The organism is Phenylobacterium glaciei (assembly GCF_016772415.1).
Classification (GTDB): domain Bacteria; phylum Pseudomonadota; class Alphaproteobacteria; order Caulobacterales; family Caulobacteraceae; genus Phenylobacterium; species Phenylobacterium glaciei.
In genome coordinates, this window is record NZ_JAGSGD010000001.1 from 164,449 (window position 1) to 183,327 (window position 18,879).

Genomic DNA, 18,879 nt, shown 5'->3' on the forward strand with positions numbered 1-18,879 from the left:
AATGCTGATGATCGGTCTCACCGGCTCCATCGGGATGGGGAAATCCACCACCGCGACCATGTTCCGCGAGGCGGGGATCCCCGTCTATGACGCCGACGCCGTTGTGGCCGACCTCTATCTGAAGGGCGGCGCGGCCGTCGAACCGCTGGAGGCCGCCTTTCCTGGCGTGACCAAGGACGGCGCCGTCGACCGCGAGGCCCTGCGCCAGCGGGTGCTGGGGGACGATGCGGCCATGGCCAAGCTGAATTCGGTGGTCCATCCGCTGATGGGCGCCGACCGCATGGCGTTCTTCGCCCGCGCGGAAGCGGCCAAGGCCGACATGGTGGTGATGGACATCCCCCTGCTGTTCGAGACCGGCGGCCAGGCCAATATGGACGCCGTGGTGGTGGCCTCCGCGCCGGAGGATCAGCAGCGCGCCCGGGTCCTGGCCCGGCCCGGCTGGACCGCCGAACGTCTGGACGACATCCTCAAGCGCCAGCTGCACGACAGCGAAAAGCGTAAGCGGGCGCACTTCATCGTCGAGACCGGTCATGGCCTCGACCACGCCCGGGCCCAGGTGCATGAGATCATCGCCACCCTCCGAGATCCGGCGCGCCGTCCCCAGAAGACCGCGCCCGCGACGTGACGCCTCGGTTGAAACGCCGATCGAAGCGGGTCATCTAAAGCCATGGCCCGCGAAATCGTCATGGACACCGAGACGACCGGATTCGAGCCGCACCTCGGCCACCGGCTGGTGGAAATCGCCTGCCTGGAGATCGACGACTTCCTGCCCACGGGCCGGCATTTCCACGTCTATATCGACCCCGAGCGCGACATGCCGCCGGACGCCGAGCGGGTGCACGGCCTGTCGAGCGCCTTCCTGCGGGGCAAGCCGAAGTTCGCTCATCCCGAGGTCAGCCAGGCTTTTCTCGATTTTGTCGGCGACGCGCCGCTGATCGCCCACAACGCCACCTTCGACCGCGCCTTCATCAACCACGAGCTGGGGGTCTGCGGCCTGCAGATGGTCGAGGAGCCGCGCTGGATCGACACCCTGGCCCTGGCTCGCAAGCGTTTCCCGGGCATGGCCAATTCGCTGGACGCGCTCTGCAAGCGCTTCAAGATCTCGCTGTCGGAGCGGGAAAAGCACGGCGCTCTGATCGACGCCCGCTTGCTGGCCGCGGTCTATCTTGAGCTGAAGGGTGGCCGCGAACGCAGCCTCGAGCTCACCACCCAGGCGCAGGACACCGCGGCCTATGCGGTGGCCAACCCCTCGACCTATGGCGCCCGGCCCCGGCCGCTGGCGTCACGCTCCACCGAGGCGGAACGCGAAATCCACGCCGCCTTCATCCGCGACGTCCTGAAGAACGAAGAGCTCTGGGTGCGTTTCGGGCTTTGAGTTCATTATCCTTCTCCCCTTGCGGGAGAAGGTGGCCGGTCGGAGACCGGTCGGATGAGGGGTCACGCTCCCCTCTCCGTAGTCCCTGCAACGCCCTAGCCCGAGAGGTCTATCGACCCCTCATCCGACCCTGCTCCGCAGGGCCACCTTCTCCCGCAAGGGGAGAAGGGTGTTGGGCTAAGCGTTGCCGACCTGGGTCGCGCCGTCGGCCTGGGCCTTGCGGGCCGCATAGACCCCGGCGAAATCGATGGGGTCGAGCAGGAAGGGCGGGAAGCCGCCGTCCGACGTCACGTCGGCGATCACCCGGCGGGCGAAGGGGAACAGGAACCGCGGGCACTCCACCAGCAGCACCGCTTCCAGCTCCTCGGTGGGGACGCCGGAAATCTCGAAAACCCCGCCATAGAGCAGTTCGACGTGGAAGACCGGGCCGTCCTCGCGGGTCGCGCGGGCCGAAAGCTTCAGGTCCACCTCGAAGAACCCGTCATCACGGCCCCGGGCGTTCATTTCCACGCCCATATCGATGGAGGGCTGGTTGGCGCCGGCGCGCAGGCTGTCGGGGGCCCGCGGGTTCTCGAAGCTGAGATCGCGGATGAATTGGGCGAGAATCCGGATTCCAGGCTCAGGCAGGCCGATATCGGCGCCGTTTTCCTGGCCGGCCGCGTCAGTGTCGCTCATGGTGGCGAAGATTCCGTGCTCTAAGGACGTCCATTCACGCCCTGTTTGGACCGGCGCTGCTATCATGCGACTTTCGCCGATGCAACGTCGCCCCTGACGGAGGCGTTGCAACGTCCTATATTAGGCTCCACCCCCCGTCTCCAACGAAGCGATAGTGTTTTGCCGATCTTAGAGCTGATCATCTTTGCAGGCCTCGCGGTCGTCGTGCTGTTCCAGCTCTATTCGGTGCTGGGCCGCAGGGTTGGCCGTCAGCCGGAGGACAATGCGGGAGATCCAGCCCTGGCCACCGTCAAACCCGCGCGGCTGGAGGGCGAGGAGCCCCAGGCCGCGGAGGCCGCCGAGGGCGTGGCCCTCTCTGGCCTGGCTGCGGTGCGCGCCCGCGACAGCAGTTTCGATCTCTCCCGCTTCCTCGGCGGCGCCAAGAGCGCCTACGAGATGGTGGTCACCGCCTTCGCCGCCGGCGACCGCGACACCCTGCGCAATCTGCTGGCGCCCGGCATCCTGGCCAGCTTCGACGCCGAGATCGCCCGGCGTGAGACCGAAGGCCGCACCGAGGTGGTGGAGTTTTCCCATCCGCCCCGCGCCGACCTGGAGAAGGCCGATGTGACGGGCGACACCGCCCAGGTCACCGTCCGCTTCCTGGCCGAGTTCCGCAGCCGCACCAAGGGCCCCGAGGGCGAGGGGGTCGACGATCGCCGCACAGCCGAACTGTGGACCTTCGAACGCAATCTTAAGAGCCGCGACCCCAACTGGATCCTCGTCCGCGTCGACGCCGCCGAGGCGTAGGACCACCCGCTCACCCCGGCTCGCCGCCGGTCCAGCCTGGAGTCCCCGCTCGTGGCCCCGTTGAAAATCCTCCTGGCTGTGGCCTGCGCCCTGACGCTCGCCGCCTGCGCCACCGCCAGGCCACGCCCCAGCCCCTATCCGGCCCCGCGTCCGACTCCCGCGCCGGCCCCAGCGCCGATCCTGGAACAGTTCAGCGACCTGCCGGGCTGGGCCGCCGAGGATCATGCCGGCGCCTTCGAAGCCTATCGGTCCACCTGCGGCGCCTCGCGCGATGCGGCCATGGGGGAGGTCTGCCGCCGGGCGCGGTCGCGGCCCCTGCTGCCTGAGGCCGAGGCCCGCGCCTTCTTCGAGGACAATTTCCGGCCTGAGGCCCTGCCCGGCGATGGCGTCCTGACCGCCTACTACGCCCCGGAATATGAGGCGCGCGCCAAGCCGGACGCCGAGTTCTCGGCTCCCGTCCGGCCCAAGCCCGCCGACCTGGTGGCCAGCGGCCAAGGCGGCCGAGACGCCCAGCAGCGGGGACCCGACGGCAAGCTCGGCCCCTATCCTGACCGCACCGCCATCGAAACCTCGGCTCCGGCCCAGGTGCTGGCCTGGATGCGGCCCGAGGAGCTGTTCTTCCTGCAGGTCCAGGGCTCGGGGGTGGTCACCTATCCGGACGGCAAGCGGATGAAGGTGCTGTTTTCCGCCACCAACGGCCAGACCTTCACCGGCATCGCCAATCCCATGCGCGACAAGGGTCTGCTGGCGGCCAACAACACCTCGGGCGAAGCTATTCGACAATGGCTGGCCGACCATCGGGGACCGCAGGCCGACGCGGTCATGCGGCTGAACCCGCGCTATGTCTTTTTCACCCTGGCCCCCGACGACGGCCGTCCGCCCACCGGTTCGGCGGGCATCCCTCTGCCCTCCGGCCGCGCCATCGCGGTGGACCCGAGCCGGCATGCCACAGGTGAGCTGTTCTGGATCGACGGGGTCGCACCGATCCTCAATGGCGCCTTCCCCACCTATCGGCGGATGGTGACGGCGCTGGACGTGGGCGGGGCCATCAAGGGTGAGGTCCGCGCCGACCTCTATCTGGGCCAGGGCCAGCGCGCCGGCGCCGAGGCCGGCCGTGTGCGCCACACCCTGCGAATGCACCGCCTGGTTCCCCGGGTCGGTCCCGGGCGGTGAAACGCCCGATCCGGCCCGAGGAGCAAAGGCTCTGGTCCATGGTGGCGGCCACGGTCCACCCCATGCCGGGCCGTGCGGTCTCCAAGGCTGAACGCGACGCGCTCGCCGCCCAGATCGACCACAATGCGCCGGCCGCCCGCATTCCCATTCCGGAGAAGGCGCCCCCCAAGCGCCCGCCGCATCCCTGGCTGGGGCCAGACGAGATCGAGCCGGGCCGCAAGCACCGCATCGCCAAGGCCCGCGAGGAGATCGGCGGCCGCATCGACCTGCACGGCATGGACCAGATGCAGGCCAAGTCGGCGCTGGAGGGTTTTGTCGTCGGCGCCTGGAACCGGGGTGACCGGGCGGTGCTGGTGATCACCGGCAAGGGCGCGCGGGGCGGCGGAGTGCTGCGCAAGATGACCCCGGAATGGCTCTCGGCGCCCGTTCTGCGCGAGGTGGTGGCCGGTATCTCCGAAGCCCACCGCAACCACGGCGGCGAGGGCGCGCTCTATGTGGCGCTGAAGCGGAAGACGCGGACCTAGCCCCGCTCACCCCGGCGAAGGCCGGGGCCGAGGTCGTAAGTCACGATCTCGGATTGGAAACCTGAAAACCGTGAGTGTATCTGGGTCCCGGCCTTCGCCGGGATGAGCGGGTTTTTGGCTAGCGTGCCTGCGCCTGTGCCTGTGCCTGCGCCAGATCCTCGGCGTCCTCCTCCAGGCTCCATTCCGCGGCGATGGTGGTGACCGCCACGTCGGCGGTGACATTGCCGATGGTCCGCGAGATGTCGGGCAGGGTCTCCACCGCCAGCAGCAGGGGTAAGAGCTCCATGGGGACGCCCATGGCCATGGAGATCGGGCCCAGTGTGGTGAAGAAGGTCACGGCGCTGGCGATGCCGACCGCGGCCAGGCTGACCGTGGCGGCCACCAGGACGCCCACCATTAGCACCAGCGGCGTCAGGTGAACGCCGTAGATGTGGGCGACATAGATCACCACGGCCATGTTGCCGGCCGGGCTGGTCATGCGGAACAGGGCCACGGCCATGGGCAGGACCATGCCGCGCACTTTCTCCGGGACGCCGAGCTTCTGGGCGGTGTCGAGCATGGCGGGCATGGAGGCCAGGGACGACTGGGTCGAAATGGCCACCGCCTCCACCGGGATCATGGCGCGGACGAAGGCCATGAGCGGGACCTTGCCGAACACCACCGCCAGGATCGTGGCGATCACCGCCATGCTCAGGCACATGATCGAGACGATGATGACGTAGTGGCCCAGGATGCCGACGGCCCCCAGGCCCGTCCGCGCGCCGGTGACCAGGGCGAGCGCGAACACGCCGAACGGTGCGGCCCACAGCACCCAGTGGACCAGGGTCATCATGGCGTCCTTCACCGCGTCGAAGAACCCGAAGAGGGAGGCGCGCTTTTCGGCGCTGATCCGGGTGGCGGCCAGGCCGAACACCAGGGCGAAGACCACCAGGGGGGCCATGGCCCCGTCGGCGGCGACCTTCACCGGATTGGTGGGGATGAAGCTCTTGATCATCTCCTCGATGGCAGGCGTCGGCGGGATTTCGCCTTGGGCGGCGTGGGCCGAGGCGCGCAGGGCCTGGGCGGCCTCGGCCGGGGCGGGCCAGACGGCCAGCAGGGCCGGGGTGGCGACGGCGGCAAAGGCGGCCGACAGCACCAGCAAGACGGCGAACAGGCCCAGCGTCTTGGCCGCGTCGCCCCCGGCCCGGGCGGTGTCGGCGGCCTGGGCCACCCCGGTCACCAGCAGGGCGAAGACCAGGGGGATGATGGTCATCCGCAGGGCGTCCAGCCAGACTCCGCCGGCCGGCTCGGCCACCGCGATGATCTGCGGTGCGTAGGCCGGGAGGAGGCTGGCGACGGCGGCGCCGGCGGCGAGGCCGGCCATCAGGCCGATGAGAACGCGGGTCGTCAGGGTCATGAGGTCAGATTCACCGGGCTTTCGCCGCCACGCCAGCGAAAACACGCGCCAGGCCGTCGCGGGTCCCTAGTTGGGCAGGGCGAAGGCCACCACCTGGTCGCCGCGCTTGGTGTCGGACTTGGAGTGGCCGCCGGCGGCGATCACCACATATTGCCGGCCCTTCCAGACATAGGTCATGGGGGTGGCCTGCCCACCGGCCGGCAGGCGGCCCTTCCAGAGTTCCTGGCCGGTGCGGGCGTCAAAGGCGCGCAGATAGTTGTCCATGGCCGCGCCGATGAAGACGATCCCGCCGCCGGTGACGATGGGACCACCAAAGTTGGGGGTGCCGGTCCCCTTCATGAACAGCTGCGAGCCGGGCGCCAGGTCCCGCGTGGTCCCCAGCGGCACACGCCACAGCACCCTGCCGTCGTGCATGTCGATGGCCGAGAGCTCGCCCCAGGGCGGTGGATTGCAGGGCAGGCCGAGCGGCGAGCGCAGCAGCTCGCGCTTCATGCCGTAGCGGGCGCCTTCGTTGGGGCCGATCTCCACGTCCGGCTGGGCGGCGCTGGCGGCTTTCACATCCCCGGCCGGGATCAGGGTCACCTTGTGCAGGGCGCTGGAGGTGTTGGCGTAGACGATCTGCCGGCCCGGATCGAAGGCGATGCCGCCCCAGTTCGAGCCGCCGCCGGTGAAGGGATAGATGATCGTCCCCTGGGTGGTGGGCGGCGTGTAGAGCCCCTCGTTGCGAGCGCCCTCCAGCAGCTTGCGGCAGGCGGCGCGATCCCAAGGGGTCAGGCCGAAGGCGTCTTCGGGACGGATTTTGTTGGGCGCCAGGGACTTTGGCGCGAGCGGGAAGGGCTGGGTCGGCGACAGGCTCTCGCCAATGGCGCCGCCCTGGGGTGTGGGCCGCTCCACCACCGGGATCACGGGCGCGCCGGTGTCGCGGTTGAGGGTGAAGAGCAGGCCCTGCTTGGTGGTCTGGATCACGGCCGGCGAGGTGACGCCCTGATAGGTGACGCTCGCCAGGGTCGGCTGGGCCGGCAGGTCATAGTCCCAGACGTCGTGGTGGGTGGTCTGGAAGCCCCAGGCCAGTTCGCCGGTGGCGGCCTTCAGCGCCACAACCGAATTGGCGTGGCCCCCGTCGCCTGGCCGCGCGGCGCCGTAGAAATCCGGGCTGGCGCTGGAGGTGGGCAGGAAAACGAGGCCCCGCGCCTCATCCACCGACATCGGCGCCCAGACATTGGCGGCGCCCGCGCGGACAGCCGGCCGCACGCTGTCCAGGGGATCGAACGTCCACTTGAGCACACCCGTCACCGCGTCGAAGGCGTGGACTGCGCCGGAGGTCTCGTCGACCTTCTGGTTGTCGTCGATAGAGGAGCCGACGATCACCAGGCCTCGCGTCACCACCGGCGGCGAGGTGATCTGGGCGCCGCCCGGGCGTGTCAGGCGCACCCCGGGGATGGCCGCGACCCAGCCCTCCATGCCGAAGCCGGCGCAGGCCCGGCCGGTGGCCGCGTCCAGGGCGAACAGCCGCCGGTCGTTGGTGTTCATGAAGATCCGCTCGGCGCAGGGCGCGTTCGCCGGCGCGGTGGGGTTCTTCCAATAGGCCAGGCCCCGGCAGTTGTAGTCGTTGGGGTAACCGATGTCGGTTTTCAGCTTCGGATCGAAGCGCCACAGGGACTTGCCGGTCGCCGGATCGATGGAGCTGGCCTCGTTGAAGGGCGAGCAGAGGTAGAGGCGTCCCGCCGCCAGGATGGGCGTCACCTCGAAGGCGGCGCGCCGCATGGCGCCGCCCTTGGTGGTCATGTCGCCGGTGGAGAAGGTCCAGACGGGCTTCAGCCGCTTGACGTTCTGCGGCGTGATCTGGGCGGCGGTTGAGTAGCGCTGGCCGCCGGCGTCGCCGCCGTAGTGGGACCAGCCGGCGTCGGGGGCGGGCGCGACGCGGGGCGCGGAGCAGGCGGCGAGGCTGGCGGCGGCGATCAGGGGCAGGGCGTGTCGGGTCATCGGCTCAGGTGAGCGTCAGACCTGGTGGCGGAAAAGCGCTTTGGGACGAGCGGCGGGTCCGCGGGGACGAGCGGCTAGCGCCAGGCCTGGCCGGCGGTATAGGCGGCGGGCTGGCGGGTCAGAGCGCGGACGGACTGATCATCGACCTTGCAGGTCGCGACCGGCAGGCCACCCTCGGCGCCGACGATCTTGCAGGTGATGTTCTGGGCGAAGGCCACGGCCATCAGCGAGCCGCGATTGGCCGGGTAGGCTGAGGTCTTCTGCAGCGGTTCGGGGGCGAGACGGACCTCGACCCACTGGTCGGGGGTGGCGCCCAGAGCGACGCAGAGGCGTTCGGAGTCGAGGACCTGCAGGACCGGGCCGTGGATTTCGACGCCGACCGACGGGGCCGAACCCTGGCAAACGCTCTGGGCGTGGGCGGCGCCCGCGAAGCTCATCAGGGCCAGGGCCCCGACCATTCCGCAGATTTTCTGAACTGTAGACGCCACGACGGCCCCGCCCGATTTAAGATTCTGATAAAACAATCCACAGGGACGGCGTTTGTTCCGGGGTGGACCTGAAGTCGCTCCAGGCCGTTACTAGGGGTCACGTCAGAGGGTCCGTCATGAGCAAGCCCATCACCATCACCATCCCCCACGACCTGGGCGCCGCCGTCGCGCGCCAGCGGATCGAAGAGGGGTTCGGCAAGATCAGCCAGCAGTTCGGAGAGGCCGCCGCCAAGGCGCTCACCAAGACCTGGACCGGCGACCGCATGGACTTCGCCGTCGCCGCCATGGGTCAGCAGATCACCGGCCACCTGGACGTGCAGGAGGCCGCGGTGCTGATGACCATCAACCTGCCCAACGTGCTCGCCCTGCTGGCCGGCAAGATCAAGGGTCGGGTCCAGAAGGAAGGCCAGCTGCTGCTGAAGTAGAGGTGCGCCTGAGCGTTTTCCAGCTCATCCCGGCAAAGGCCGGGACCCAGATTCATCCGGAGCGGAAAGGGGTGATCCAGGACCCGGGTTGCGGACCCTTCTGAGATGGAAGTGGGTTTCACCTGGGTCCCGGCCTTCGCCGGGATGAGCGGCTGTCAGGCTAAGGCCGGTACGGCAAGGCTGCGCCGCCGATACAGCCACTCGACGCAGGCCAGGATCACCGCCGCCAGCACCAGTTCGAAGCCCAGGTCGCTGAGCTTGAGGGTCGTTTCCGGCGCGCCGGGCAGCAGCACCTCGCCGAACATGGCCACGCCGAGATTCTGGGTGGCGTGGGCCCCGATGCCGAATTCCAGCCCGCCCAGCCGCAGGGTCGCCCAGGCGAAGACCATGCCCAGGAGGGCCCGCGCCGCCAGGGCGCCGGGATCGAACTCCAGGTGGAAGAGGGCGAAGACCACGCCGTTGATCAGCAGCACGAGCCAGACCCGGCGGGTGAAGGCGCCCACCTGCTGCAGCAGGTAGCCGCGGAACACCACCTCCTCGGCCCAGCCGGCGATCAGGAACCCGAGGGCCGAGGCCGCTGCATAGGCCAGGCGTTGGGTCAGGGGTTCACCGGCGTCGAGGATCGGCGCCTCGCCGGGCCCCTGCGGCAGGAAGACCGAGAGCAGGTTCAGCACCATGATGGCCACGACTCCCGCCACCGCCCCCCAGGCGAGCAGGGTCCAGCGGAAGCGGGTCGCCACAGTGATCCAGCTGCGCAGGGGCCGCTTGAAGATCAGCCGCGCGGCCAGCAGCAGCCCCGCCGCCGCCGCCGCCAGGCCGATCCCCACCTCGAAGATATAGACCGAGGACTTCAGCAGGCGCGGCATGTCCGACAGGTCGCCGCCGATGACATTGAGCGGCAGGCCCGCGAACTGCCCGCTGGCGAACAGGGCCAGCACCACCAGGAAGCTCATGATGATGGTGGCGAGCGGACCCACCACGGCCATCAGCGCCACCCAGCGCCAATTGCGGTCGCGCGCGGTCGTCTCTGCCAGGAAGGGCGGCGGCGCGCGGCCGGCGAGCAGATCAAGCGCGGTGGTCATGGGGGCGCAGGTTAGCGCGCGCCGCAGAGCTCGACTATGGTGGCCCCATGCGCGCCGTCTCTTTCGCCGTCACCGTCACTCTTTTGTCCGTCGCCGGCGCCGCCCAGGCCGCCGATCGCGGCGTCATGCAGGACAAGGACACCTTCCGCGACGCCGCCATGGCCCCGCTGGAGGACCTGAACCTCAAGCAAAAGGGCATCCCCGATGTCCTGCTGCGCGCCCGCGCCGACCCCTATGACATGGAGGGGCTCGGCCGCTGCGAACCCATCGCCGCCGAGATCGGCAAGCTGGATGGCGCGCTCGGTCCCGATCTCGACGAGGCGCCGGCGCCCGACACCCGCACCCGGGCCCAGAAGGTCGGCGGGGCGCTCAAGGACGCCGGTATTTCGGAAGTCCGCAGTGAGAGCGGCCACCTGCTGCCGTTCCGCGGCTGGATCCGCAAGCTCACCGGCGCCGCGCGCCATGACAAGAAGGTCCAGGCCGCCATCCGCGCCGGCGAAATCCGCCGGGGCTACCTCAAGGGCGTCGGCATGCGCATGAACTGCGCCCCGCCCGCCGCCCCCAGCTGGTTCGTGCCGACCCCGCCGAGGAACGCGGTGGAAAGGGCCGTTGGCCAGTCCTTCGACGGCCTCTGGGCGCGGATCGTCGCCTGGTTCTGGAGCTGGTGGCCCTTCTAGGACCCTTCCGCGCCGAAGTCGTCGGGCAGGCCGATCATGTGGAAACCGGCGTCGACATGGACCACCTCGCCGGTGGTGGAGCGGCCGAGGTCCGACAGCAGCCATAGCGCCGCGCCCGCCACCCCCTCCATGGAGGTGTCCTCTTTCAGGGCCGACATGGCCCGGCCCTGGGACAGTTTCTCCCGGCCCCCGGCGATGCCCGCCAGGGACAGGGTCCGCATGGCGCCCGCCGAGATGGCGTTCACCCGGATCTTGGCTGGCCCGAGGTCGCGGGCGGCGTAGCGGGTCGCGGCCTCCAGGCCCGCCTTGGCGACGCCCATGGTGTTGTAGTTGGGGATCACCCGCTCCGAGCCGAGATAGGTCATGCAGATGATCGAGCCGCCGTTGGGCATCAGCCGCGCGGCGCGGTTGGCGCAGTCGACGAAGCTGAACACCGAGATATCCATGGCCTGGAGGAAGCCCGCCCGGGTGGTGTTCTCCACGAAGGAGCCCTTGATCTCATCCCGGGGCGCGTAGGCGATGGAGTGGACGAAGAAGTCGATGGTCCCGAGGTCGGCCTCGATCGCGGCGAAGGCTGAGTCCATCTGGGCGTCGTCGGTGGCGTCGACGGCCACCACGGTCTTCACGCCGACGCTCTCGGCCAGGGGCTGAACGCGGCGCTCCATGCCCGGCAGGTGCAGGAAGGCCAGTTCGGCGCCCTGGGCCGCCAGCTGGGCGGAAATACCCCAGGCGATGGACTGGTGGTTGGCGACGCCGATGACGACGCCCTTCTTGCCCTTCATCAGGTCGCCCTTGGGCAGCGCGTAGTCGTCGGCCACAGCGGTTCTCCTAGAGTTTGATGCGGTAGCCCACATGGCTCTGCTCGAAACCGAGCCGGTCGTAGAAGCGGTGGGCGTCGGTTCGGGTCTTGTGGGTGAACAGCTCCACCGCCTGGCAGCCGCGGGCTCGGGCGGCGTTCAGGGCCCATTCGATCAACTGGCCGCCCAGACCCTGGCTGCGCAGGGTGGTGTCGACGCGCACGCCCTCGATCAGGGCCAGGTCCGCCCCCTGGTTGGAGAGACCGGGGATGAAGGTCATCTGCAGGCAGCCCACCACGACACCGTCCAACTCGGCGACGGTTAAAACATTACCGTCGCTGGCCTCAATGCGGTCGAAGGCGGCGTAGTAGCTGTCGGGCAACGGGTCTTCGAACCGTTCGCGGCCCGCGCCCAGGGGGTCACCGGCCAGCAGTTCGACGATCCGCGCCACATCCTCGCGGCGGGCGGGCCGAAAGGTCGGCGCGCTCAAGCGCCTAGACCTTGGCCATCACCAGGCAGCCGTTTGTGCCGCCGAAGCCGAAGCTGTTGGACATCACCGTCTCCACCTGCAGGTCGAGGCGCTTCCTCAGGATCGGCAGGTCGGCGAAGGCGGGGTCGAGGTTTTCGATGTGGGCGCTCTCGGCCAGGAAGCCGTTGTTCAGCATCAGCAGGGAGTAGATCGCCTCCTGGGCGCCGGCCGCCCCCAGGCTGTGGCCGGTGAGGGACTTGGTCGAGGAGATGTGGGGCGCCTTGTCCCCGAACACGGAACGCACGGCCTCCATCTCCTTCATGTCGCCGACCGGCGTGGAGGTGCCGTGAGGGTTCAGGTAGTCGATCTTGCGCCCACCCAGGTCAGCCATGGCCAGGTTCATGCAGCGGGCGGCGCCCTCGCCGGAGGGGGCGACCATGTCGAACCCGTCGGAATTTGCGGCGTAGCCGACGATCTCACCGTAGATCTTGGCCCCGCGCGCCTTGGCGTGCTCGTACTCCTCCAGCACCACCAGGCCCGCGCCGCCGGCGATCACGAAACCGTCGCGGGCGGCGTCATAGGCGCGGCTGGCCACGGAGGGCGTGTCGTTGAAGTTGGAGCTCATGGCGCCCATGGCGTCGAAGAGCACGCTGAGGGTCCAGTCGAGTTCCTCCGTGCCGCCGGCGAACACCACGTCCTGCTTGCCCATCGCGATCTGCTCGTAGCCGACCCCGATGCAGTGGGTGGAGGTGGCGCAGGCCGAGGAGATGGAGAAGTTCAGGCCCTTGATCTTGAACCAGGTCGAGAGCGTCGCCGAGGGCCCAGAGCTCATGGCCTTGGGCACCGCGAAGGGCCCCACGCGCTTGGGCCCGCGGGTCTTGGCGGTCTCGGCCGACTCAATGATGGCCCGGGTGGAGGGGCCGCCCGAGCCGACGATCAGGCCGGTGCGCACATTGGAGACCTCGGCTTCTTCCAGGCCGGAGTCGGCGATCGCCTGTTCCATGGCGATGTGGGCGAAACCGGTGCCCTGGGCCAGGAAGCGGGCCGCGCGGCGGTCCACCAGGGATTCCCAGTCGAGCTGGGGCTTGGCTTCGACCTGGCTGCGGAAGCCCAGCTCAGCATATTCCGGCGCGGCCCGGATGCCTGACCTGGCCTCTTGCAGCGAGGCGAGAACCTCATCGGCGTTCACGCCGATTGAGGAGACGATACCGATACCCGTGATAACGACGCGGCGCATGTTTGCTCCCAGATCCGGACGGCTTTTACCGTTTACCGTTGGTAGAGGCCGACCCGCAGGTCAGTCGCCCAATAGATGGGGGTTCCATCGGCTTCCAGCACACCATCACCGATGCCCATGACAAGCCGACGGTTGATGACGCGCTTCATGTCGACCTTGTAGGTGACCTTCTTAATGCTGGGGGTCACTTCGCCGCCGAACTTCACTTCGTTGCAGCCGAGCGCGCGGCCGCGGCCCTTGCCGCCGATCCAGCCCAGATAGAAGCCCACGAGCTGCCAAAGCGCGTCGAGGCCCAGGCTGCCCGGCATGACCGGGTCGCCGATGAAGTGGCAGTCGAAGAACCAGAGGTCGGGATTGATGTCGAACTCGGCCTCGATGTAGCCCTTGCCGTGGGCGCCGCCGTCATCATTGATGGTGATGATGCGGTCGAACAGCAGCATGGGCGGCGACGGCAATTGCGCGTTGCCCGGTCCGAACATGTCTCCGCGGCCGCAGGCCAACAGCTCTTCGAAGCTGTAGTGGTCCTTGGCTTTCACACCCATCGTCATGCAGTTGGCCTTCCGGCTTTCAAAGAGGGTCAGGGCCTATCAGAGCCGGCCGCGTCGCTCAACGGCATTGGGGCCTGTCGTCGGTTCCCCAGAGTTCGGCGGCCGGGGCCCAGCCCGATACGCCGTCCACCCGGAGCTTGCACCAAGCCTTGCTGTCGCACCGCACCAACGCGGCCAGCGACCGGGCGTTCAAAAAGGCGTGTGTGGAGGCGCTCGCCTTGGGCCCGCTATGCAGGGCCAGGGGCGTCGATTGAGTGCGCATCACCATCCGGCGGCCATCGGTGGTGCGCCGATGCACCCAGGCCAGGCCGTGTTCGGGGTCGCAGACCCGGCGCCACTCGCTGTTTTCCGCCACCACCTGCACCGGCAGGCCCTTGACCCGATAGACCCACAGCAGCCGATGGTCGTCGCCGGGGCCGGAGCGGGCGTTCACCTCGCCGAATTTCAGGGTCACATAGCGTGGAACCGGCAATCCGGAGGGGGTCGGTCGGTCCGCCGCGGCCAGGGCAGGCCCTATTCCCAGCGCCCAGACCAGGGCCGCCACAAAGATCGGCGCCCACGCCCGCGCGCTCATCGCCGTTTCCGCCTCGCCTTGGCCGCTCATATGCCCTTTGCTAGAGGTTCATCTCACGACGCGCCAGTCACCGCCGCGCCGCCCGCCCTTTTTCGAGTTCCGCGAATCCGCCCATGCCCGCCCGAAAGCCCAAAGTCATCGTCACGCGCAGGCTCCCCGATCCCGTGGAAACCCGGATGCGTGAGCTGTTCGACACCCAGCTCAACCTCAATGACGAGCCCCTGGATCGCGCGGGCCTGATCGCGGCGGTCTCGAGCGCCGACGTCATCGTCCCCACCATCACCGACAGGATCGACGCTGAACTGCTGAGCCATGCCGGGGAGCAGCTGAAGCTGATCGCCAATTTCGGGGCCGGCGTGGACCATATCGACGTGGCCGCCGCCAATGCGCGGGGCATCGCGGTGACCAATACGCCGGGCGTGCTCACCGAGGACACCGCCGACCTGACGCTGGCCCTGATGATGACGGTGTCGCGCCGCATCGTGGAGGGGGCCAATGTCGCTCAGGCCGGGGGCTTCACCGGCTGGGCGCCCACCTGGATGATGGGCCGCCGGATTTCGGGCAAGCGGCTGGGAATTATCGGCATGGGGCGTATCGGCCAGGCCGTGGCGCGCCGGGCCAAGGCCTTCGGCATGCAGATTCACTACCACAACCGCAAGCCGGTCAGCCCGCGCATCGCCGAGGACCTGGAGGCCACCTACTGGGAGAGTCTCGACCAGATGCTGGCCCGGATGGACATCATCTCGGTCAACTGCCCGCACACCCCGGCCACCTATCACCTGCTGTCGGCCCGCCGGCTGAAGCTGATGCAGCCCCACGCCATCCTGGTGAACACCGCCCGCGGCGAGATCATCGACGAGGGCGCCCTGGCTGATCAGCTGGCCAAAGGCGAGATCGGCGGGGCGGGCCTGGACGTCTTCGAGTTCGAGCCGGCCATCAATCCCAAGCTGCTCAAGCTGCCCAACGCCGTCCTCCTGCCCCACCTGGGTTCGGCCACGGTGGAGGCCCGCACCGAGATGGGCGAGAAGGTGATCATCAACATCAAGACCTGGATGGACGGGCACAAGCCCCCAGACCGGGTGCTGACGTCGATGCTGTAGGGCTCGGGCTTACCACACCGCTCATCCCGGCGACGGCCGGGACCCAGATTCATCCGGAGCGGTTGGTGGGCTTCACCTGGATCCCGGCCTTCGCCGGGACGAGCGGAGAGAAATTATGTCTTCGCGAACGGCTTGGGCCGCCGCGCGCCGCCCTGGCGTTCCAGCATCCAGCCGGGATATTCCGACGGCAGGGCGCTGATCTCGTCGAGGCGGGCGATCTGCTCGGGCGTCAGGACCAGGTCCACGGCCGCAAGGTTGTCCTCCAGCTGTTCGAGGGTCTTGGCGCCGATGATCACGCTCATCACGTGTTGCTTGGAGAGCAGCCAGGCGAGCGCCACGCGGGCGACGGAGACGCCGTGGGCCTCGCCGATCTCGCGCATGGCGGCCACCACCGGCCAGGCGCGGTCGGTATTGACCGGCGGGAAGTCGAAATTGGTGCGCCGCGCGCCGTTCACGGCAGGAGCTCCGGGCCCGAACTTGCCGGAGAGAAGCCCCCCGGCCAGGGGAGACCAGACCATCAGGCCGACCTTTTCCTCGGTCAGCATGGGGACCAGCTCGCGCTCCAGGTCGCGGCCGGCGATGGAGTAGTAGGCCTGCAGGGTCTCGAAGCGGGCATAGTCCTTGGCCGCGCTGATCCCCAGCGCCTTGGCGATCTTCCAGGCCGTCCAGTTGGAGACGCCCACATAGCGCACCAGGCCCTGGCGGGTCAGGTCGTCCAGGGCGCGCAGGGTCTCCTCGATGGGGGTGACCGTGTCGTTGCCGTGGATCTGGTAGAGGTCGATATGGTCGGTCTGCAGGCGATCCAGGCTGCCCTGCACCGAATCCATGATGTGGCCGCGCGACGCGCCCTTGTCGTTGGGGCCAGGCCCCATCTCGCCGAACACCTTGGTGGCCAGGACCACGTCCTTGCGGGCCACGCCCAGGTTCTTCAGGGACTGGCCCAGCAGGGTTTCCGACTGGCCAAAGGAATAGACGTCGGCGGTGTCGATGAAGTTGACCCCGGCCGCCAGGGCCTGGCCGACGATGCCGTCCACCTCGCCCTGGTCCAGGGCCCCGATCATCTTCCAGATTCCCGCGTCGCTGTCGCCGCCGAAGGTCATGGTCCCCAGGCAGATTTCCGAGACGAACAGGCCGGTCCGGCCAAGCTGGTTGTACTTCATGAGGGCGCTCCTTGGGCTTCCCCACAGCTAGGCGCGCCCTGTGACAGGCGCAACGGGCTCAAGCTCGCCCCCCGCAGACCTCGCACTCAGGATCGGGGCCGATCCGCACCGTGCGGGTTTCGCCCGACAGGCCGTCATAGATCAGCAGGCGTCCCGTCAGCGGATCGCCTGCGCCGGTCAGGACCTTGATGGCCTCCAGCGCCATCATCGAGCCGATGACGCCGGCCAACGCGCCCACCACGCCGACGGCCGAGCAGGTCTCGGCGTCCGGCGGAATCTCGGGCACCAGGCAACGGTAGCAGGGGGCGCGGCGGAAGACCCCCACCTGGCCGGTCCAGCGGCCGATGGCGCCCGACACCAGGCTCACATGCTCGGCCACGCAGGCGGCGTTGACGGTGAAGCGGGTGGCGAAGTCATCGGTGCCGTCCAAGACGAGATCACAGCCGCGCACCAGGGCCCGCGCATTGGCTTCTTCCAGGTGGACGGGGACGCGCTCGATATGGACGTGGGGGTTCAGGGCCGTCAGCCGATCGGCGGCGGCCTCCACCTTGCAGCGGCCCACATCGCCCTGCGTATAGATCACCTGCCGCTGCAGGTTGGAGACGTCGACCCTGTCCGGATCGGCCAGCACCAGGGTCCCGACCCCGGCGGCGGCGAGATAGAGGGCGGCGGGCGCCCCCAGGCCCCCGGCTCCCACGATCAGCACGCGGGCGGCCTTCAGCCGCTGCTGGCCCGGACCGCCCACCTCGCGCAGCACCAGATGGCGGGCATAGCGTTCGACCTCGTCGTCGGAAAAACTCATCGACCTTGACCTGGACCCTTCGCCTGCTCACATCGGCGGACATGAGCAATCCTAGCAACTTTCCCGACTGGCACGGCACCACCATCCTGGCCGTGCGCAAGGACGGCCATACCGTCATCGCCGGCGACGGTCAGGTGTCGATGGGCCAGACCATCGTCAAGGGCAACGCCCGCAAGGTCCGCACCCTGGCCGGCGGCAAGGTGATCGCGGGTTTCGCCGGCGCCACCGCCGACGCGCTCACCCTCATCGAGCGGCTGGAGGCCAAGCTGGAACAGTATCCCGACCAGCTGGCCCGGGCCTGTGTCGACCTGGCCAAGGACTGGCGCACCGACCGCTACCTGCGCCGGCTGGAGGCCATGCTGCTGGTGGCCGACAAGGACAACATCTTCACCGTCACCGGGGTCGGCGACGTGCTGGAGCCCGAGACCGGGGTCGCGGCCATCGGCTCGGGGGGCAACTATGCGCTGGCCGCCGCGCTCGCCTTCATGGAGACTGACAAGAGCGCCGAGGCCCTGGCCCGGGACGCCATGGCGATCGCCGCCAGGATCTGCGTCTACACCAACGGCGCCCTGACGGTGGAAGTCCTCTAGGCAGGTAGCGTCACTAACCGCGCGGCGAGGTCGGCGCGGCCGAGCCGTGGCGCCGCTGCGGCGGCGGCCGGAGGATCGTCAGGCCTGGCGCAGGAGGGCTTGAGTATGCGCCGTCCCGCGGCTTAGCTGCAGCCTTGACCCGCCGGGGAGACGCCTCGTTGTCCAGACTGCTGTTGATCGCCGCCCTGACCCTGGCTGTAGGCCCCGTCCTGGCCGCCCCGGCCGCGGTTGATCCCGCCCCTGTGGTGGCCGCCGAGCGGGCCTTCGCCGCCGATGGCCTGGCGCTCGGCATCCGCGACTCCTTCCTCAAGCATTCCGCGCCGGACGCCATCGTCTTCGCCCCCGACGTCCGCAAGGTGCACGAGACCTTCCCGAAGCGGCCCAGCGACCGTGGCGGGCCGCCCCTGGTCTGGTGGCCCCTGTGGGCGGGGATCGCGCGGTCGGGCGATCTGGGCTTCACCACCGGCCCCTCCACCTATGACGGCAAGCCGGGCGCGTATTATTTCACGGTCTGGAAGAAACAGGCGGACGGCACGTGGAAATGGGTGTTCGACGGCGGCGCGCCCTCCAGCACTGCAGGTGCGCCGCCCCAGGGGTCGCGGCCGGTCTATCTGCAGGTCTCGACCACCAAGGGGAAATATCCCGAATCCGCCTTCGCCGACGCGCGCAAGGCCGAGGCGGCCCTGAACGCAGCCGCCAAGACCGGAACGGCGGCGGCCTACAGCGCGGTGCTGGCCGACGATGGCCGGGTCGTGGGCTCGCCGGCCGCCCCCGGCAATGGGCCGGCCGCCCAGGCCGCCGAACTGGCCACCCGCCCGCCCGTCATGACCCTCGGCCCGACCCTTGGGGGTGAGACCTCCAAGGCGGGCGACCTCGCCTGGACCTATGGCGAGGCGGCCTGGACCCGCGACGGCAAGGCGCGCCAGGGCCACTATGTGCGGGTCTGGCGGCTCGATCCCAAGGGCTGGGCCCTGGTGTTCGACGAGATCCTGGCCGCGCCCCCGAAAAGCTGACCCAG

General features: G+C 69.1%; 22 protein-coding genes. 10 read left to right on the forward strand and 12 right to left on the reverse strand.

Going from position 1 to position 18,879, the window contains the following annotated elements; translation table 11 throughout:
* The first annotated feature begins 1 nt into the window (after position 1).
* Both coaE and dnaQ read left to right on the forward strand, forming a co-directional pair.
* On the forward strand, positions 2 to 625 hold the full coding sequence (gene coaE / locus JKL49_RS00770; protein ID WP_215337506.1) for a dephospho-CoA kinase: 624 nt from the start codon (positions 2 to 4) through the stop codon (positions 623 to 625).
* Positions 626 to 667: 42 nt separating this feature from the next.
* Positions 668 to 1,375: a DNA polymerase III subunit epsilon gene (gene dnaQ, locus JKL49_RS00775; protein ID WP_215337508.1), complete on the forward strand. Its 708-nt coding sequence runs from the start codon at positions 668 to 670 to the stop codon at positions 1,373 to 1,375.
* A gap of 177 nt (positions 1,376 to 1,552) precedes the next feature.
* On the opposite strand, the gene secB is transcribed toward dnaQ, so the two are convergent.
* Positions 1,553 to 2,050: a protein-export chaperone SecB gene (gene secB / locus JKL49_RS00780; RefSeq protein WP_215337509.1), complete on the reverse strand. Its 498-nt coding sequence runs from the start codon at positions 2,048 to 2,050 to the stop codon at positions 1,553 to 1,555.
* A 165-nt stretch (positions 2,051 to 2,215) separates the two neighbouring features.
* On the opposite strand from secB, the gene timA reads away from it, so the two are divergent.
* Genes timA through JKL49_RS00795 form a run of 3 tightly spaced genes read left to right on the forward strand, consistent with a single transcriptional unit; the run spans position 2,216 to position 4,533 of the window.
* Entirely contained in the window at positions 2,216 to 2,836 is a 621-nt protein-coding gene (gene timA, locus JKL49_RS00785) for a TIM44-related membrane protein TimA (protein ID WP_215342622.1), read from the forward strand.
* A 51-nt stretch (positions 2,837 to 2,887) separates the two neighbouring features.
* Positions 2,888 to 4,009: an MltA domain-containing protein gene (locus JKL49_RS00790; protein WP_347340337.1), complete on the forward strand. Its 1,122-nt coding sequence runs from the start codon at positions 2,888 to 2,890 to the stop codon at positions 4,007 to 4,009.
* Positions 4,006 to 4,533 (forward strand): Smr/MutS family protein, encoded by a 528-nt coding sequence (locus tag JKL49_RS00795; protein WP_347340338.1) that lies wholly within the window; start codon positions 4,006 to 4,008, stop codon positions 4,531 to 4,533. Before JKL49_RS00790 ends, JKL49_RS00795 begins: the two co-directional genes overlap by 4 nt.
* Before the next feature lie 118 nt (positions 4,534 to 4,651).
* On the opposite strand, the gene JKL49_RS00800 is transcribed toward JKL49_RS00795, so the two are convergent.
* The 3 genes from JKL49_RS00800 to JKL49_RS00810 all read right to left on the reverse strand — a co-directional run bounded on the left by JKL49_RS00800 (position 4,652) and on the right by JKL49_RS00810 (position 8,370).
* Positions 4,652 to 5,929, reverse strand: coding sequence for a dicarboxylate/amino acid:cation symporter (locus tag JKL49_RS00800; protein ID WP_215337511.1), 1,278 nt, complete (start codon positions 5,927 to 5,929; stop codon positions 4,652 to 4,654).
* Positions 5,930 to 5,995: 66 nt separating this feature from the next.
* Positions 5,996 to 7,912 carry a pyrroloquinoline quinone-dependent dehydrogenase gene (locus JKL49_RS00805; protein ID WP_215337513.1) on the reverse strand — a complete coding sequence of 639 codons (1,917 nt, stop codon included), beginning with the start codon at positions 7,910 to 7,912 and terminating at the stop codon, positions 5,996 to 5,998.
* A 74-nt stretch (positions 7,913 to 7,986) separates the two neighbouring features.
* Complete coding sequence (locus JKL49_RS00810; RefSeq protein WP_215337515.1) at positions 7,987 to 8,370, reverse strand: hypothetical protein; 384 nt, start codon at positions 8,368 to 8,370, stop codon at positions 7,987 to 7,989.
* A gap of 146 nt (positions 8,371 to 8,516) precedes the next feature.
* On the opposite strand from JKL49_RS00810, the gene JKL49_RS00815 reads away from it, so the two are divergent.
* Complete coding sequence (locus tag JKL49_RS00815; protein WP_215337517.1) at positions 8,517 to 8,825, forward strand: polyhydroxyalkanoic acid system family protein; 309 nt, start codon at positions 8,517 to 8,519, stop codon at positions 8,823 to 8,825.
* Between the two features lie 155 nt (positions 8,826 to 8,980).
* Here the strand turns inward: JKL49_RS00815 and JKL49_RS00820 are convergent, their stop codons facing one another.
* Positions 8,981 to 9,907, reverse strand: coding sequence for a CPBP family intramembrane glutamic endopeptidase (locus tag JKL49_RS00820; protein ID WP_215337519.1), 927 nt, complete (start codon positions 9,905 to 9,907; stop codon positions 8,981 to 8,983).
* A gap of 47 nt (positions 9,908 to 9,954) precedes the next feature.
* Between JKL49_RS00820 and JKL49_RS00825 the strand changes: the two genes are divergently transcribed.
* Entirely contained in the window at positions 9,955 to 10,584 is a 630-nt protein-coding gene (locus tag JKL49_RS00825) for a hypothetical protein (RefSeq protein ID WP_215337521.1), read from the forward strand.
* Here JKL49_RS00825 and JKL49_RS00830 read toward each other — a convergent pair.
* The 5 genes from JKL49_RS00830 to JKL49_RS00850 form a co-directional block, all read right to left on the reverse strand.
* A complete protein-coding gene (locus JKL49_RS00830) occupies positions 10,581 to 11,402 on the reverse strand; it encodes an enoyl-ACP reductase FabI (protein WP_215337523.1) in 822 nt (273 codons plus the stop codon). The genes JKL49_RS00825 and JKL49_RS00830 overlap by 4 nt on opposite strands.
* A 10-nt stretch (positions 11,403 to 11,412) precedes the next feature.
* Positions 11,413 to 11,871, reverse strand: coding sequence for a GNAT family N-acetyltransferase (locus tag JKL49_RS00835; protein ID WP_215337525.1), 459 nt, complete (start codon positions 11,869 to 11,871; stop codon positions 11,413 to 11,415).
* A 4-nt stretch (positions 11,872 to 11,875) separates the two neighbouring features.
* A complete protein-coding gene (fabB, locus tag JKL49_RS00840; protein WP_215337527.1) occupies positions 11,876 to 13,087 on the reverse strand; it encodes a beta-ketoacyl-ACP synthase I in 1,212 nt (403 codons plus the stop codon).
* Positions 13,088 to 13,119: 32 nt separating this feature from the next.
* A complete protein-coding gene (gene fabA, locus JKL49_RS00845; RefSeq protein ID WP_215342627.1) occupies positions 13,120 to 13,629 on the reverse strand; it encodes a 3-hydroxyacyl-[acyl-carrier-protein] dehydratase FabA in 510 nt (169 codons plus the stop codon).
* Positions 13,630 to 13,693: 64 nt separating this feature from the next.
* Positions 13,694 to 14,209 carry an SH3 domain-containing protein gene (locus JKL49_RS00850; RefSeq protein WP_215337529.1) on the reverse strand — a complete coding sequence of 172 codons (516 nt, stop codon included), beginning with the start codon at positions 14,207 to 14,209 and terminating at the stop codon, positions 13,694 to 13,696.
* 113 nt (positions 14,210 to 14,322) lie between these two features.
* Here JKL49_RS00850 and JKL49_RS00855 point away from each other — a divergent pair, with 113 nt between their 5' ends.
* Positions 14,323 to 15,309, forward strand: a complete 987-nt coding sequence (locus JKL49_RS00855; RefSeq protein ID WP_215337531.1) for a 2-hydroxyacid dehydrogenase — start codon at positions 14,323 to 14,325, stop codon at positions 15,307 to 15,309.
* 113 nt (positions 15,310 to 15,422) lie between these two features.
* Here the strand turns inward: JKL49_RS00855 and JKL49_RS00860 are convergent, their stop codons facing one another.
* Both JKL49_RS00860 and JKL49_RS00865 read right to left on the reverse strand, forming a co-directional pair.
* Entirely contained in the window at positions 15,423 to 16,469 is a 1,047-nt protein-coding gene (locus JKL49_RS00860; protein WP_215337532.1) for an aldo/keto reductase, read from the reverse strand.
* Positions 16,470 to 16,527: 58 nt separating this feature from the next.
* On the reverse strand, positions 16,528 to 17,271 hold the full coding sequence (locus JKL49_RS00865) for a HesA/MoeB/ThiF family protein (RefSeq protein WP_215337534.1): 744 nt from the start codon (positions 17,269 to 17,271) through the stop codon (positions 16,528 to 16,530).
* A gap of 41 nt (positions 17,272 to 17,312) precedes the next feature.
* Here JKL49_RS00865 and hslV point away from each other — a divergent pair, with 41 nt between their 5' ends.
* The gene (hslV, locus tag JKL49_RS00870) at positions 17,313 to 17,861 is read left to right on the forward strand and encodes an ATP-dependent protease subunit HslV (RefSeq protein ID WP_215337536.1); all 549 of its coding nucleotides are present in this window, start codon (positions 17,313 to 17,315) and stop codon (positions 17,859 to 17,861) included.
* A 158-nt stretch (positions 17,862 to 18,019) separates the two neighbouring features.
* Positions 18,020 to 18,874: a DUF4440 domain-containing protein gene (locus JKL49_RS00875; protein WP_215337538.1), complete on the forward strand. Its 855-nt coding sequence runs from the start codon at positions 18,020 to 18,022 to the stop codon at positions 18,872 to 18,874.
* Positions 18,875 to 18,879: the final 5 nt, after the last annotated feature.

Bases quoted from the DNA above. Each gene is read 5' to 3' on its own strand.
- coaE (WP_215337506.1), top strand. From the start codon at position 2: ATGCTGATGATCGGTCTCACCGGCTCCATCGGGATGGGGAAATCCACC.
- dnaQ (WP_215337508.1), top strand. From the start codon at position 668: ATGGCCCGCGAAATCGTCATGGACACCGAGACGACCGGATTCGAGCCG.
- secB (WP_215337509.1), bottom strand. From the start codon at position 2,050: ATGAGCGACACTGACGCGGCCGGCCAGGAAAACGGCGCCGATATCGGC.
- JKL49_RS00800 (WP_215337511.1), bottom strand. From the start codon at position 5,929: ATGACCCTGACGACCCGCGTTCTCATCGGCCTGATGGCCGGCCTCGCC.
- JKL49_RS00805 (WP_215337513.1), bottom strand. From the start codon at position 7,912: ATGACCCGACACGCCCTGCCCCTGATCGCCGCCGCCAGCCTCGCCGCC.
- JKL49_RS00810 (WP_215337515.1), bottom strand. From the start codon at position 8,370: ATGGTCGGGGCCCTGGCCCTGATGAGCTTCGCGGGCGCCGCCCACGCC.
- JKL49_RS00815 (WP_215337517.1), top strand. From the start codon at position 8,517: ATGAGCAAGCCCATCACCATCACCATCCCCCACGACCTGGGCGCCGCC.
- JKL49_RS00820 (WP_215337519.1), bottom strand. From the start codon at position 9,907: ATGACCACCGCGCTTGATCTGCTCGCCGGCCGCGCGCCGCCGCCCTTC.
- JKL49_RS00825 (WP_215337521.1), top strand. From the start codon at position 9,955: ATGCGCGCCGTCTCTTTCGCCGTCACCGTCACTCTTTTGTCCGTCGCC.
- fabB (WP_215337527.1), bottom strand. From the start codon at position 13,087: ATGCGCCGCGTCGTTATCACGGGTATCGGTATCGTCTCCTCAATCGGC.
- fabA (WP_215342627.1), bottom strand. From the start codon at position 13,629: ATGGGTGTGAAAGCCAAGGACCACTACAGCTTCGAAGAGCTGTTGGCC.
- JKL49_RS00850 (WP_215337529.1), bottom strand. From the start codon at position 14,209: ATGAGCGCGCGGGCGTGGGCGCCGATCTTTGTGGCGGCCCTGGTCTGG.
- JKL49_RS00855 (WP_215337531.1), top strand. From the start codon at position 14,323: ATGCCCGCCCGAAAGCCCAAAGTCATCGTCACGCGCAGGCTCCCCGAT.
- JKL49_RS00860 (WP_215337532.1), bottom strand. From the start codon at position 16,469: ATGAAGTACAACCAGCTTGGCCGGACCGGCCTGTTCGTCTCGGAAATC.
- JKL49_RS00865 (WP_215337534.1), bottom strand. From the start codon at position 17,271: ATGAGTTTTTCCGACGACGAGGTCGAACGCTATGCCCGCCATCTGGTG.
- hslV (WP_215337536.1), top strand. From the start codon at position 17,313: ATGAGCAATCCTAGCAACTTTCCCGACTGGCACGGCACCACCATCCTG.